This is a genomic window from Methanofollis liminatans DSM 4140, from assembly GCF_000275865.1.
In the GTDB taxonomy this organism is placed as follows: Archaea; Halobacteriota; Methanomicrobia; order Methanomicrobiales; family Methanofollaceae; genus Methanofollis; species Methanofollis liminatans.
Genome location: NZ_CM001555.1, coordinates 40,785 through 55,847 on the forward strand (window position 1 = coordinate 40,785; position 15,063 = coordinate 55,847).

Genomic DNA, 15,063 nt, shown 5'->3' on the forward strand with positions numbered 1-15,063 from the left:
TACGGGTCTGAGCAGAAAGAAAAAGGCCAGAATATCATGAGTAGTTAGTCTGGAGAAGTTTGAAAGGGACAACAGAAATAGGCACCATTATATATTAATAATAGATTATATCGGGAGCATGCACCTGCACGCGTGCATGCTGCTGGGCTTTAGATATGGCAGGGCCATGAGGGTCGTCCCCCAGATCGAGATCGCCAGTTACATCACACACTTCGGGCACCAGGTTACCTGGATAATCCCCTCTGAAGAGAGCGACGAGTTCCAGGAGCGCCTGTACCAGAACATCAGGCTCTTCGTGATACCGTGCCGGTTCAAGACTGGCGTGATGCACCCCCTATCGAAAGCGCTGTACGCCATCAGGATCGTCAGGTTCGTCCTGCAGAATGCTAAAGCAGAAAATTATTCCCTTATATTCGTCCGTGACGGTACATTCAACGGCCTCCTCGCTCTCTACCTTAAAAGGAGGCATCAGATTCCACTCGTTTTCGAGATGTCAAACCCGATAGAGCAGAGAGCGCTGATCCACAGGACCTATTCCAGGTTTCCGCATCTCAGGGCGGTCACAGGTATCATCGACAGGCATCTCACGATGCATATCCTCAGGAATGCGGACCTGGTGCTGCCGACGACAAAATGGATGGCAGATGATTTTTCCGCGAAGGGCATCGCGAGAGAGAAGATGCTGCCATACCCGAACGGCGTCGATCTCGAACGGTTTTCCAGCGGGGCCGGGGAGAGGATCAGGGCGGAGCACCGTCTCGGCGGAGAGGTGGTATTCGTATATGTCGGGACGATGGACCGGGAGCGGGACCTCACCATCCTGATCAGGTCGTTTGCACTGCTGAAAAAACAGGTCGCTACGGCAACGCTCCTGATGGTGGGGGACGGAACCGAGAGAGAGCGGCTCGAAGAGTGCGCACGCGATCTCGGTGTTGACGGCGGGATCCTATTCACCGGGAGAGTCCGCCCGGAAGAGATCCCTGACTACATCGACGCCGCACAGATCGGGGTCTCCGTCATTCCCCCGCTGGACGTGTATAAACTCAGCTCGCCGATAAAAATGCTTGAATATATGGCGATGGGCAGGCCTGTCGTGGCGAATGAAGAGATACCCGAGCAAAAAGAGGCGGTTGATGCAAGTTGCGGCGGCGTTCTGGTGAAATACGATCCCGAATCAATCGCCGCCGGGATGCTTGCGTTGTGCGAAGACCCCGTGCGTGCAGGAGAGATGGGAGAGAGGGGAAGGGAGTGGATAGTGAAGAACAGGTCGTACGAGGCGATGGCACGCCGCCTTGAAGAGCGCTACCTGGACCTGAAGAAAGGGAGTGTGGCGTTCCCGGATTGAGCCCGGGAGGGAAGGAAAGTTCTGGGGGGTTTGAAAGTCCTGTTCTGCAGGATCTTCACGAGACGGTGAAGTAGTTGAGATCGGGATCGCCGGTGAGTACGACGGTGAGGACATGGACGCCGGAGGAGAGCGTGCACGTCCCGCTCACTGTCGTATAGGTGTTCCAGGATCCCGTGGCCGGGATCGGGATCGTGCAGGCGTCGACGCCGTCAACCCGGAGGGTGATCGAACTCCCGCTATATCGCGAGGCGACCCGGAACGAGGCGGTATAGGTTCCGGGCGTCTCGACATTCACGGTGTAGCGCAGCCATTCCCCGGTTGCCGTCCATCCCACATTGTAGCCCCCTTCTGATTTGCACACCTGGATGTCCACGTCGTCGGTCCGGTAGGCCCCGCCGGAGTTCCCGGACGTCGTGTCGTAATACCCGACGCCAGAACCCCCGGTGTTATAGTCCTCGGCCTGGATACGGCCGGGGAGAGACGGATAGGGGCTCGGCGTGGGTGTTGGAGTCGGGGTCGGAGTTGGGGTCGGAGTTGGAGTTGGAGTTGGGGTCGGGGTCGGGGTCGGAGTTGGGGTTGGAGTCGGGGTCGGAGTCGGGGTCGGAGTCGGGGTCGGGGTGCTGGCGGCCACAAACTCCATATAGGAAATATCAGGGTCGCCGGAGAATACGAGGGTCAGAACATGGACGCCGGAGGAGAGCGTGCACGTCTTGCTCACCGTCGTATAGGAACTCCAGGAGCTCGTGGCCGGGACCGCAAACGTGCAGGCGTCGACACCATCAACCCGGAGGGTGATGGAACTCCCGGTGTACGGGGAGGCGACCAGGAACGAGACGGTGTAGGTGCCGGACGTCTCGACATCGACGGTGTACTTCAGCCACTCCCCGGTCGCAGTCCAGCCCACGCTGTAACCGCCGTCGGCAGAGCATACCTGGAGGTCCACATCGTCATTACGGTACACGCCGCCGCGGTTGCCGGACGTCGTGTCATAATACCCGACACCAGAACCACCGCTGTTATAGTCCTCGGCCTGGATACGGCCGGGGATGGAGGAGTAGGGGACCGGCGTTGGTGTGGGCGTTGGTGTGGGCGTTGGTGTGGGCGTTGGTGTGGGCGTTGGCGTGGGTGTCGGAGTAGGCGTGGTCGGGGTGGGCAGCCGCGTCTTCAGCGCCTGATACCATTTCCCCGAGATCAACTTCTCTCCCGCAGCGTTCGGGTGGCAACCGTCTATGGTGTGCACAGAAGGATCAAAGCCGGTCCACTGGTCAACCACGATCACCGGGGATCTGGACGTCGATTTTTCCGCCGCAAGGGCCGGGATCCGGTTATTGAAGACGATGACATTGTTGTGGCCGGCCTCGTTCGCGGCAGGATCTTCCTGATTACCCGGGATGATCTTTGCTACAAATATCTTCACGTCCGGGTTGTCGGCCCTGAGAACATCAATGATCTCTTCGACTCCGTCGATGAGCTGATCAAGATACCACTTGTCCTTCACCGGATCAATCGACCATGTCTTCCAGAGGAGATCGTTCGTGCCGATGTGCAGGAGCACATAATCGGCCTTATACTCCAGAACCCAGTCGGAAAGGTCTCCGACAGCAGGGTGACCGGTATCGCCGTACAGGATCTCGCCGATACGATACCCACCGTGCCCCTCGTGATCAGAATCAAAATTTGAGTACAGGGGCGGATGGCACTCCATCGTCACACCGTAGCAGGTGCCGACCATCACGTCCTCGGTCGGGCTCTGCGTATATCCCCCATTATAGAGCGCTTGACAGAGCCAGTAGCGGTAGCTCGCGCTTCCGTCAAGGGCTGCAGTGATGGAATCGCCGAGCGGCAGGATGCGGTACGAAACCGTGGATGTCGCAGTGGCAGTGGCCAGGGAGAGCGTGGAGGTCTCAAACGGTTCTGAGGAGATTTCGGGATCATAGCCAGCGCGTTTTGGGATGTCGTCCTCCCAGACCCGGCCAGGTACTTTATACATCTTCGAGGGGGCCATGAGGGCCACTCGATCGTAGGCGGGTGTGTCGCCGACCTGGACAGGCGTGTCGCGGATGCCGTCTCCATCGGCATCATGATCTCTGGCAGCCTCGCCCCAGTAGTTGCCGATATGGCCGGTGTGCTCAGCGCCGGCATACTGGTACACGATCTCATCAGGAGACTCCCACAGGTCTTCTGAGCCTTTATCTCTGGATTCGGCATCCAGCGTATTGTCCGCGGAATCGTTCGTGAAGATCCAGTCCAGGGAATCATCATCATCCTCATCGTCGTCTGAGTCTCCACCTCTGGAGTCGGCGTTCAGCGTATTGTCGGCGAAATCGTTCATGAAGATGCGATTTTGAGAATCCCCCACCACGATCCCGACGCGGCAGTCGTGGACGGTATTTCCAACAATCCGGTTGCAGGAAGAAGACCGGGCATCGATCCCGGCTCCACCCTTGTTTGCATCAACGGTATTGCTGTAAATATAATTGTCAGCCGTTTTTACAACAGATATCCCTCCTCCTGTAACAGCGTTATTCTCGACAAGGTTGTCATAAGACTCTGAAAGGACAATGTCGCCATCCAGTATCGTGTTCCCGGAGATTGTAATCTTTGTCCCCCTGAATACCCGGACACTGCCCTCATCCAGCGTGTTGCCGGTGATCTCTGTTCCACCGCTTCTGACGCCCAGATTGATATCGCCACCGCCGACGATGTTGTTCCTGATGACGTTCTTGCTGGAGAGCACCTTTATTGCAGCATTCGAGGACTTTGAACCCGGATTTCGAACGGAAAAACCCTCGAAGGTAACGCTGTCTGAGAGGATGGTTACAACACTCCCTTTCCCCCCACCATCGATGACAGGAGGACCGCCCCCGCTGTCCACGCCCCTGAGGGTCAGCGGCACGGCGATCTGCAGCGAGCCGCGGTAGGTGCCGCTCTTCACCTCGATTACGTCCCCGGGGGACGCCGCATCCACGATATCCTGGAGGTCGTCACCGTCAGAGACAACCCGGGCGTCCCATCCCTGTACTCCCGAAGAGAGCAACGCCAACAACAGGATAGACACTATTGATAAAAATCTCCCATTCACACTCATCCGCACCCCTGCCCGACAAAATACGAATATATCCGAATATACCGCCATAAAATCCACGGATTTTCCTGTAAATCATTTCATACACGCTCATCGACGACAATGCACATACCCACCGCATCCACTACTGTGCAGGCCATGAAAAGCAACTCGTTCGGGATTTTTCTCCGCATATGCCCCCTCCTCAAAAAGAACGGGAATAGTCAGGCAAAAATCTGCAAAAAATCCACCCTCAGGTAGCGATCTTCTCCTTTTCTTCATACTCCCCCCCATCTACACCGGCTAACTCTATACAACAATATTTAAATATATCGTGGGGTCCGGGCAGCAGGACAATATCCAGAAATGGCTCTGTTAAATGCTTCACAAAACCCGTAGATATTGCCCGATTATCGACGGAAGTACTTGATATGGCCCCTACCAGGAGCTTTTCAACAGGGCCGCAAAAATAGCATTTAACCCGGGTAACTGCAATGGCCACGGGCCACTTACCCCTGCGAGATAAAAGAGTGTTCGCGGACGATATTCCTCACCCCCCCCCCACAAAAAGAGGATGAGTTTCGGTCTGCCCTTTTCGTGAAAGGCCGCTGCAGGAAAGGACTACAGCCGCCGGTAATACACCTTCGGCATATCGGGATCGTTCTCGTGGAAGAGGCCCTTGAGATCGATCAGGACCGACCGACCGTTCAGATAGGTGCTGAGGTCCTGGACGGTCATCTTTCTGAACTGCTCGTGGGCGACCGCGGCGATCACACAGTCAAATTTCCCCTCCATCTCGTCCAGCGCCCTGACCCCGAACGCCTCCACCTCGCGCCTGCTCAGCAGGGGGTCGTAGCCATAGACATTGACACCGAAACTCTTCAGCTCCTGCACCACCTCGCGGACCGGGCTCTCGCGAGTGTCCGGGACATCCTCTTTGTAGGTGAGGCCCATGATCAGGGCATCAGATCCCTTGATCACCTTTCCAACATCGTTAAGGCCCCTTATCGCCATATCAGCAACATATTCGGCCATATGATCGTTGATCGCCCGCCCGGCAAGGATCACCTGGGGGTGATACCCGAGCTCTTTCGCTTTATACACCAGGTAATAGGGGTCGACCGGGATGCAGTGCCCGCCGACAAGACCGGGATTGAACCTGATGAAGTTCCATTTTGTGGAAGCGGCTTCGAGAACGGCCTGCGTATCCATGTTCATTTTGTGGAAGATGATCGTGAGTTCGTTCATCAGGGCGATGTTGAGGTCCCGCTGGATGTTCTCGATCACCTTTGCGCCCTCTGCCGTCCTGATGTCCTTCGCCCGATAAACAGTGGTGATCAGCCCGTATAACGCTGATAAGGCGTTGGTCGTCTCTTCGTCCATACCGGAGACGATCTTGGTGATCCGGTCGAGCGAGTGGGCCTCGTCGCCCGGATTTATTCGCTCGGGAGAGTAGCCGATCTTGAAGTCGACGCCGCACCTGAGCCCTGACTCCTTTTCCAGGATCCTGCAGACCAGATCCTCGGTCACACCCGGGTACACCGTCGATTCGAGCACCACGACCGCTCCCGGTTTCAGGTTTTTCCCGACGGTCGAGGCAGCGGACTCGACATAATAGAGATCCGGTTCTCTGGACTTTTTCACCGGCGTCGGGACGCAGATCAACACAAAATCAGCCTCCCTGATAAGAGAGGGGTCGGTCGTGAAAGCGATGGCGTCGTTTTTGTTCTTGAGTGAAGCGATCTTCGCCCCGTCAACGTCGTAACCGATCGTCTTTATGTGTCGGGAAAAGGCCTCTGCAAGAGGAAAACCTACATATCCCAGTCCGACTACGCAAACAGTTTTGTCTCTGATATCATCTGGTACGTGAACCATATCGTCCCCCCGGACCAACAGGGAGATACTCAAATTAATATATAAATATTTGCATTATTTGATGACCAGATGCAGCAAAACTATGCCTGATAAAACATCCTGCAAGACAGATATCCGAATCTAAACTCCTCTAAGAGTTCAATAGAGGCAGGGATGATAAAGAACCCTCTTTATTCATTCAGTATCTCACGGAGTAGAGATGGCCTCGCTCACCGTAAAATCTATATAGAGGCCCTATCTTCTCCACGGCGCACCTGACCTCCGTCTCTCCCGGGGAGAGATCGGTCACCACCACCGCCCCGTCATCGGCCCGGTCAGACCGGAAGGTGAGGGTATGATTGTACCGGCACGCCTGCAGGTCGACATAATAGGTGGTCTCGTCGATCTGTCCGGTCCGGATCGCAGGTCCGTCGAGATGCCAGGCAGACGCCTCCCCGAGGGTCATAAACGCCACCCCTTTGTCCCCGAGGTAGTCTATCACCCCCTCGAACTGCTCTGTTCGGGTGGTATTGAGAGTCCCGTCATCGTTAAGAAATGTCCAGTCATGCAGGTACAGGAGATAATACTCCTCAGAAGAAGCCTCGAACTCCTCAAAACTCCGGGTGAACTCCTCGAAACTCCGGTGGGACACCATGGTGTATCCGGTCTCATATTCGAAACTGCTGATGAAATTGGTCAGATAACACGGATAACCGATCATATCGGTGATGGTGGTATAGCCAAGCATTCTGGCGGCACGGGAGGTGTCAGCATTCCCGCTCCCCTGGGGGGGCACGAAGGATACCGGGCGGCAGTCCAGCACCTCCGTCATGATGGCGGTGCTGCATTCGATCAGCCTGTACTGCTCATCATACGGCAGGGGAAAGAACGCCTCATGCGCATACCCGTGGGTCGCAAATTCCACCCGGTTTCGATCGAGCGTATTCAAAAAATCGACGGTAGCAGGGTTGTCGGAGAGGTGCGCCGGGATTATCGAAAGGGTGATGCTGATGTCTTTTTCCTCTGCAAGATCGGCAATCCACCGGAGGGAGGACAGGGAAGTATCGGCACCGATGTCGTCGTCCCGTATGATGACTTTCTTCGCATAAAAGGGGTTGTCCTGGTCCATGGAAGTCATCATCAGATACCCGGTTTCCAGATCTTCGCTCCATTTCGTATGGAGCAGGGCCGTCTGGTGGATCAGTGCATACGAAGTGAGGGCCAGCATGCCGGCAAGAAATACCACCAGAAGGATGAGAATCACCGCTTCTGCCTTTCTGAGCCCGGTCTGCCCCTGCCCCAGAGATCTTTTCCTGGCAACGATGAGCAGGAGCCCGAGAGCGAGGAGGATCGTCCCGGGAACCAGTAGCAAAACAACGATCCCACGGAGATCCAGGTGCGGGAAGGTGCCGGCAAAACCCGGGGCTATACCGGCGACGGCAATGATGAAACCCGCCAGAAAAACCCCCCCATAGAATCGGCGGCGATCATCCATCATCCTCCCTCCCTGTTTCCGCCAATATATATGCTTTTTGAAGCATGCAGATCCTGCAGGAGCCGGACCGAAAAAGAGGAAAATTGACAATATTCAACTTTTTTTATTTTTTCATATAATATGGTCGTTTCACCTCACGCCGCGCCGTCCTCCCTGACCGGCGAGTGGCAGGCGGCAGGCGGCATGATAGCCGCAGATCACCTGTATGCTCTCACCAAAGGCGGCGTCGAGCGCCGGATCGCCGGTGTCCACGAAGAGAAGAGGAGTGGCTGCACATTTCTGCGGGGTCGCCACCACGATCACGTTTTCCGGGCCCGCGGCACGGACGACCGCAGGGCTGATCTGCTGGGTCCCCCGCCCCAGCACCGAGCCCTGAGCCCCTATGGGGCTGACGATGATCCGGCAGCGCCCGGCCGTACCTACATGGGCGAGAAGGGTGCGTTCGTCTGCATCGGCGGCCACAACCCGGCCGTCCCTGATCACATCCACACCGAGGAGCGTCTTTGGAAGGCCGAGGGCCCGGGCGATCGCCGCGGTGGTGCTGCCCGCACCGAGAACAGTGGTGCCGCCGCTCAGGATCAGGTCGGCCATAAACCGGGCGATGCCGTCCAGGGCCGCAGACTCGTCCCCGGAAATGACGGTCTTCGAACCCTGGACCAGCCCCCTCAGGGTCGGAGTGCGCACCAGGGCATGGAGGCGGGCCCGCAACTCTCCCCTCCGGTAGGCATCCTCGTCGATATCCATCACCTCGGCCTCCCGCAGATCGAAGGCGCCGGTAAGGATGGCGGCGACCTCACCGGGCCTGAGCGCAAAGACCCCGGAGAACATCTTTACACCGGCAGGAATGCCCAGGATCGGGGTCCCACCCGCGGCCGCCGCCACGTCCCGTGCCGTCCCGTCCCCGCCGCAGAAAAGGATGATATCGGCGCCATGCGCCACAAAGGCATGGACAGCACCCAGGGTGTCGGCGGCGGTGGTCCCGTCGGCTTCAGGTCGATAGACGACCTGGTAGTCGTATATCCCGGCCTGCTCAAGGGCTTCGGCACCCATCGGCGCGGCAGAGGTGACAAAACGTATGCCTGAACCCCGCAGAGGAGCCAGCGCTTCGACCGCACGCTCGCGGGAAACCGGCACGGCCCCGCGGCGGGCGGCCTCGGCGACCATCCCATCGGTGCCCTTCAGGGCGACCGTGCCGCCGAGACCCGCAACAGGGTTGAGGAGAAAACCGACCAGCATACCTATCTCTCTCCCCGGGGAGCGATGAAGCCTTCGCGGCAGGATCGTCGGGCCTGCCCGCCCCTCTTCGTGCAAAAACGGACCGGTTGAAAGTCTGCGATAGGGTTATATAGTGGCAATATACTATCCGGGGAATTGACCGTTGATACGCGATATGCCGCCAGAAATCGGCAGGCGCCAGCAGTCGGAGAGGGAAGATAGCATGTGTATGGAGGGGCACAGTGCCAGGTGTGAGAATGCGTTATCGGATCTTTCAGGAACGTCGTCAAAAGTCTCTGTGGTCATCCCCCTCTACAACAAACGCCCCTATATCGAACGGACAATTCGCTCCGTCCTCTCCCAGACCATTCAGGACTTCGAGATCGTCGTCGTCGACGACGGGTCGCAGGATGGCGGCGCCGATATTGTCAGAGCGATCGACGACCGGCGCATCCGCCTGATCAGTCAGGAAAACCGCGGCGTCTCCGCTGCAAGAAACCGCGGGGTGCATGAGGCGACTTCAGACTTTATTGCATTTCTGGATGCAGACGACGAGTGGAGGCCCACCTTCCTCGAAACGATCCTGAGACTGCGGATGCGCTATCCTGGAGCAGGGATCTACGCAACCGACCGCCTGAACTGCAGACCTGACGGCAGGACGAAAGCCTGCCGCTATATCAGGATCCCGCCGGCCCCGTGGGAAGGATTGCTGCCAGGATATTTCATCACCGCAGGGTCTTCAGATCAACCGATCTGCTCCTCTGTGATAGGCATACCAAAACAGGTGCTCGAAGAGGTCGGAGGGTTCCCGGTGGGGGTCAGAATCGGGGAAGACCTCATCACATGGTTCAATATCGCCCTGAAATACCCGATCGCCTTCAGCAGGGAGATCGGTGCGGTCTACCACATGGAAGCTGAAAACCGCACCGATAAACAGGCCAGGGATAAAACGTGGAGACTTAACCTGATAACGAGAATAGAGGAGGCGATCAGGAACGGCGAGGTGCCCGTGGAAAAAATAAACGAGGTGCAGGAGTATCTGGCCGTCTACCAGATCGGCATGGCATGGCACTATATACGCTCGGGCAGGACCGGGGAGGCGCGCACTATCCTATCCAGGTGCAGGACAGAACTGCTGAAAAAGGATAGGAGGGTGATGTATTTCCGCACATTTCTACCGGCGCCGTTCAGATGATCCACCGGGGCGCCTGATCACGCCTTCAGGGGCGTTCATCGGCATATGTGACGGTATACTCCTCTCCTGGATACGCAAGCGGGAATTGATCGACGCCTGATGATTCCCCTACCATATAGGCATCTTCAAGAACGCCGTCCCCGTCCATGTCAGTGCCGGTGTGGTCATCCCAGTAATTGCCAGGAGTGCCGACAAATGCGGAGCCGTTGAAGAGGTACGTCACCGGATCCGAAGACGACCAGAGATCGCAGCCTCCGGAGAGATCAACCGATGCAACGTGTACCGTATTATTAACGAAGGTGTTCAGATAGACCTGATTGGCAGACTCACCGGTCCTGAACCCGCACCCGCAGTCCCTGATTACATTGCCCGCGATGATGTTGCAGAACGATCGCCGCACATCGACGGCGCACCCGTCAGGGTTGTCCGAGATAGTATTGTTGAAGAAGGCGCCATCAGCGACGTTCACCAGAGTGAGTCCCCCCCCGGCGATCAGATTGTCCCTGACCGTCAGGTCATAGGAGCGGTAGAGTGCAATGCTCCCGTTCAGGAGGATATTCCCGCGAACGGTCATGACCGTACCGAACACGATGGTGATATTTCCCCCTTCAAGGACGTTATCGCAGATCGAATTGCCCCCGCTGCGGACAGTCAGCAGGATATCCCCCCCGATGATCGTGTTGTTTGAAATGACATTCCTGTCCGAGAGAACCGTGACGCCAGAGCCGTTCACCACAAACCCATCCAGCGATATGCCGGCCCCCGAGAGGGTGAATAGACTCCCGGAACCGTTGCCGCACACCACCGGCATTCCACCGCCGGTATCGATCCCGCGGAGTTCCAGCGCCCTGTCCACGTCTATGGTCTCATAATAGGTGCCGCTCTCTACCAGCACCTGATCGCCGGGGTTCGCCCGCGCCACCGCCTCTCCGATACTCCCGCTCTCGTTGACGATGTGGATCGTCGGAGCACCCGCTACGGTCTCATCATATAGCCACGGATCCAGGGTTTCATCGACGATATGAATATCCTCTGCATACACCGCCGGCGTCAGGCAGAAGAGCAGCATCACACCGGCAAGAAGCAGTCCCCCCATTGCTTTCATGCTTCCTCCTCATCTCCGAGGATACACCTGTGCATCACATTATTTATACCCATCGCGCACCCGGAGAGGAGAGAGAAGCGCCATTCTTTGCCGGCACAGTCAATTGAAGCGTTCAAACACGTTTTTAAGAGTCAGTGCGTTCGCATCGTACGAGAAACACTCGTTGAATTTTTTTCTGGCCGAAACGCCCATCTGCTTCGCGATATCCGGGTTATCCACGATGAAACGTACGGCGTCAGCCAGCCGGTCCGGATCTTCGGGCTCCACGACCCACCCGCACCCGTCAAGGATCTGGGGGAGCGACGAGACCGCCGTGGCAATGATGCTCTTCTCCATCGCCATCGCATCAAAGATCTTCGCCGGAACCTGTCCGGCCGTTGCATCGTTTTTCTGCTGCGGGATCACAGCGATATCTGACATCGCAAGAAATTCCGGGATCCGTGCAAAGGGTTGCATGCCATATGCCAGAAATCGCGGGCCGAGGACCTGGCTGGCGTGCTCGGCCAGCGCCTGGCAGTACGGGGTGGCGTCCATCCCGACGATGGCGAGGGTTACATTCCGATCATCGAGACGGCGAACCGCTTCGACAAGAGTCTCCATACCTTTATGCGGCCTCGGACTCCCGAGAAAGAGGAGGACCGAGGTGTCGGGATCGATCCCGAGGTTCTCCCTGATACGAGCCCGGTCGTACCCGGACGGCTGGAACAGATCTGCATCCCTGGCGTGCCAGACGATCTCCCCGCCGTATTTTTCCTGAAGAAACGGACTTGAGACGGTGATGCTGTCCGCAGTTCCAATCAGGCGCTCGCAGACGCCGCGCCCGAGGACTGAACCTATCTGAAACGGGTAGAGGGCGGAGTAGCCGAGAAGCCGCGCTCTTTCGCCCACGGAGAGGGTGCGGATCTCCTCGTTCATCAGCCCCGTGTCCCAGTCGTCGATGTCGAGGACCAGCGGCGTCTTTCTGGCGATCCTGGCCAGAAGACCGGCCCCGAAACTCGTAGAAAGGGGTTTGACCGCATAGACGACGTCGCCGTCGGCCATCTCGCCAAGGGTGCGGAGATGGGTGCGGAGGTGTACCGCCCCCCTGACCGGGAGCGCTCTGCGGGGGACGCTCATATCATCGGCAAGCGGCTCCCAGATCCCGCCGTCGAGGACCGGACCGACGATCTCCACCTCATAATGGCGCATGAGCATCTTTCCAAGCAGATGCGCACGTGAAAGGACGTTCTGCGAGAGGTTCGGCACCAGTATCGAGATCTTCACAGGAATACCCCCGGGCGTGCCGTCCACATCATTGCCGTCTCTCCCCGCCCCCCGCAAACAATCTCAGGATCTCTCATGATGCCCCCGAAAACCGGTGAATTCCAGCCAGCCCTCCGTGAGGTCCATCCCCTCCGCGAGCTCGAAGATAGGAACGTAACCGAGGAGCTGCTGTGCCTTATCGATCGAAACCTCTGTCTTTGCCTGATAATACCGGATCTCCTTCTCCGAAAGCGGTGCCACCGGCAGATCGCGGCACACAGGATCGCCGGGATCAGGCCGCCGCCTCCCTGAGGCGAGTTTTTCCCCGCGTGTTCTGATGGACCGGGGGAGGAACGGACGGCACCGACCGGTCAGGCAGGCGGTTGCAGGCGAAGAGATCAGATCGCGGATCAGGCCGGGATGCTTCGTGAGGGCGGTACCGATCTCTCCCGGGACCCGCAGCGCCAGCCTGACGGGATTCTGGTCTTTCCGGGATTTTTTCAGGTAGCGTCCGGCTTCCTCGGCGGTCATGGGAACCGTTGCCGCCGCCCCGATCATCTTCTCGTAGGACCCGAAAAAGTCCTTCCAGGTGACGGGACGCCGGGCAGAAACGAGAAACGCCTCGCCCGCCGCCTCCTTCCTGACGGCCGCAAGGATCATCGCCTGTATCACATCGTCCACATACACGGCATTGCAGAAGCCTTCGCCGTTGTCCACCAGGATCATCTTCCCCCTGGAGAGTTTCTGGATCGGGCCGCAGGTCCATGCCGGGGCTCCCGGGCCGTACACCACCGTCGGCTGAACGACCGACACCGAAAGACCGTGCCTGCGTGCATGCTCAAAGACCAGATCCTCGGCCTCGCGTTTTGAATCGGCGTAGACCTCATCAGAGCGTTGCCTGGGGGCTTGCTCGTCAAGTCTGCCGTCAGGGGTCTGGCCGTACACCGAGAGGGTGCTGACATGGACCACCCGCCCGACACCCCGCTCGCGCGCCGCCCTGAGCACATGCTCGGTCCCCTGCACGTTCACCTGCCGCCGCTGTGCCGGCGTCCCCCCCTTTCCCTTCGCGCAATGGAAGATCACGTCACAGCCCTCGGCGGCCCGCAGAACGGCCCCGTAATCGGTGACATCGCCGGGGACCATCTCGATCGGAAAGCGTGCGATATGCGACGCCCTGGTGAAATTGCGCACAAGAGCCCTGACATCGGCGCCGCAGTCCCGGACCAGGCACTCGATCAGGCGCCCGCCGATAAACCCGGTGCCGCCGGTGACCAGAACTTTTTTGTTTTTAAGAAGGGCGGCATCTCCGGTCCTCAGGAAGACCTGCGGCGCCCAGGGGAGATCGAGGGGGTGCCGGCGGAGATAACACTCTTCGATCAGCGCAACAGAACGGCGCCCCTCCTCGCCGGTCACCAGCGGTTTATGTCCGTTTCTAGCCGCCCCGACCCAGTCGGAGAGCTGGTCGCAGAAGAGGCGGTACGGGATCGGGAGGGCGCCGGCCGCGGCGGGATCCTGCCTGACCGTTGTGCCGGATACGCCGATATCATCCCCTTCAGGGAAAAATGAGAGACGGTTGCCTTCCAGATCGACCTCCACCCATCCTTTCTCTCCCCTGATGATCGCGGTGTTGCGAAGATTGCGCGTACGGCTAATTTCAACCGTTCCTTCGGCACCGCTCCTCATCTTCAGGTCGAGCCTGCAGTTGGCCTCCACCCCGCCGTAGCAGTCGTCGCGATACTCCACCGATTCGTAATCCCCGAGCCACCAGAGGAGGGAATCGAGCGTATGAACCCCGATATCCATGAGCACGCCGCCCCCTGCCGCCTCCCGCCTGAAGAAAAAGTCAGATGCGGCAGGCCAGCCAAAGACATGCCCCTCCCTGATATCAAACGAGGTGATCGTTCCCAGGGCGCCGTTGTCGATCAGGTTTTTCACCAGGCGGTGCGAGTCCAGAAAACGGCGCATCAGACCGACGGCGAGTTTCACGCCGTGCTCTTGTGCGGCCGCGATCATCAGGTCGCAGTCGGCCGCGGTGAGGGCCATCGGCTTCTCCACCAGGACGTCCATCCCCTGACTCATCAGGTCCACGGCCACACGGGCATGGAGAGCATGAGGCAGGGCGATGATCGCCGCATCGGCCTTTCCCCCGATGAAGCGGTAATCGTCCATCACCTCACCGACCCCGAACTGTTCGGCCAGTCTGCGGGCACGCTGAAGATTTCGGTCCACCAGCACCGTCACCTCGACGTCCCTGCACCTGGACGCCGCAGGAAGATGGTTCAACTCTGCAACAGCGCCGCACCCTATGACTGCTAATCTCAATGGCGTGAATACCCCCCGTATGGCATGTGTTGTATCGGTGCTCCTGCCATAGCCATTCCTCATATATGAACATTTTTCTCCTGTCCGCTCCCGTCATGACGGAGGGGCCGGGAAAAGACGGAGTATTTTCAGAAATACTCCTGAGTATCGCGGAAAAATACAATCGCCGGCGGCGAGGAGACGCATCCTGCATGCGGTGCCCGAAAGGAGGCCGCCAGGAATACCC

10 protein-coding genes are annotated in these 15,063 nt (G+C 58.2%); 2 read left to right on the plus strand and 8 right to left on the minus strand.

Annotation, left to right across the window (positions count from 1 at the left end; translation table 11 throughout):
* The first annotated feature begins 118 nt into the window (after nucleotides 1–118).
* On the plus strand, nucleotides 119–1,345 hold the full coding sequence (locus tag METLI_RS00220) for a glycosyltransferase family 4 protein (protein ID WP_004037022.1): 1,227 nt from the start codon (nucleotides 119–121) through the stop codon (nucleotides 1,343–1,345).
* Between the two features lie 55 nt (nucleotides 1,346–1,400).
* On the opposite strand, the gene METLI_RS13460 is transcribed toward METLI_RS00220, so the two are convergent.
* The 5 genes from METLI_RS13460 to METLI_RS00240 form a co-directional block, all read right to left on the minus strand.
* Nucleotides 1,401–4,388 (minus strand): carbohydrate-binding protein, encoded by a 2,988-nt coding sequence (locus METLI_RS13460; RefSeq protein ID WP_217178688.1) that lies wholly within the window; start codon nucleotides 4,386–4,388, stop codon nucleotides 1,401–1,403.
* 274 nt (nucleotides 4,389–4,662) lie between these two features.
* Nucleotides 4,663–4,911, minus strand: coding sequence for a hypothetical protein (locus tag METLI_RS12980; protein WP_157203168.1), 249 nt, complete (start codon nucleotides 4,909–4,911; stop codon nucleotides 4,663–4,665).
* 119 nt (nucleotides 4,912–5,030) lie between these two features.
* Nucleotides 5,031–6,284: a nucleotide sugar dehydrogenase gene (locus tag METLI_RS00230; protein ID WP_004037025.1), complete on the minus strand. Its 1,254-nt coding sequence runs from the start codon at nucleotides 6,282–6,284 to the stop codon at nucleotides 5,031–5,033.
* Between the two features lie 178 nt (nucleotides 6,285–6,462).
* Entirely contained in the window at nucleotides 6,463–7,761 is a 1,299-nt protein-coding gene (locus METLI_RS00235; RefSeq protein WP_004037026.1) for a DUF2334 domain-containing protein, read from the minus strand.
* Nucleotides 7,762–7,887: 126 nt separating this feature from the next.
* A complete protein-coding gene (locus tag METLI_RS00240) occupies nucleotides 7,888–8,994 on the minus strand; it encodes an ATP-NAD kinase family protein (RefSeq protein WP_004037027.1) in 1,107 nt (368 codons plus the stop codon).
* Between the two features lie 277 nt (nucleotides 8,995–9,271).
* Here METLI_RS00240 and METLI_RS00245 point away from each other — a divergent pair, with 277 nt between their 5' ends.
* Nucleotides 9,272–10,168, plus strand: a complete 897-nt coding sequence (locus METLI_RS00245; RefSeq protein ID WP_052311138.1) for a glycosyltransferase family A protein — start codon at nucleotides 9,272–9,274, stop codon at nucleotides 10,166–10,168.
* Nucleotides 10,169–10,193: 25 nt separating this feature from the next.
* On the opposite strand, the gene METLI_RS00250 is transcribed toward METLI_RS00245, so the two are convergent.
* The 3 genes from METLI_RS00250 to METLI_RS12255 all read right to left on the minus strand — a co-directional run bounded on the left by METLI_RS00250 (nucleotide 10,194) and on the right by METLI_RS12255 (nucleotide 14,837).
* Nucleotides 10,194–11,273: a right-handed parallel beta-helix repeat-containing protein gene (locus tag METLI_RS00250; protein ID WP_004037029.1), complete on the minus strand. Its 1,080-nt coding sequence runs from the start codon at nucleotides 11,271–11,273 to the stop codon at nucleotides 10,194–10,196.
* 99 nt (nucleotides 11,274–11,372) lie between these two features.
* Nucleotides 11,373–12,536 (minus strand): glycosyltransferase, encoded by a 1,164-nt coding sequence (locus METLI_RS00255; protein ID WP_004037030.1) that lies wholly within the window; start codon nucleotides 12,534–12,536, stop codon nucleotides 11,373–11,375.
* Nucleotides 12,537–12,599: 63 nt separating this feature from the next.
* A complete protein-coding gene (locus tag METLI_RS12255; protein ID WP_169313790.1) occupies nucleotides 12,600–14,837 on the minus strand; it encodes an NAD-dependent epimerase/dehydratase family protein in 2,238 nt (745 codons plus the stop codon).
* Nucleotides 14,838–15,063: the final 226 nt, after the last annotated feature.

Bases quoted from the DNA above. Each gene is read 5' to 3' on its own strand.
- METLI_RS00220 (WP_004037022.1), top strand. From the start codon at position 119: ATGCACCTGCACGCGTGCATGCTGCTGGGCTTTAGATATGGCAGGGCC.
- METLI_RS00230 (WP_004037025.1), bottom strand. From the start codon at position 6,284: ATGGTTCACGTACCAGATGATATCAGAGACAAAACTGTTTGCGTAGTC.
- METLI_RS00235 (WP_004037026.1), bottom strand. From the start codon at position 7,761: ATGATGGATGATCGCCGCCGATTCTATGGGGGGGTTTTTCTGGCGGGT.
- METLI_RS00240 (WP_004037027.1), bottom strand. From the start codon at position 8,994: ATGCTGGTCGGTTTTCTCCTCAACCCTGTTGCGGGTCTCGGCGGCACG.
- METLI_RS00250 (WP_004037029.1), bottom strand. From the start codon at position 11,273: ATGAAAGCAATGGGGGGACTGCTTCTTGCCGGTGTGATGCTGCTCTTC.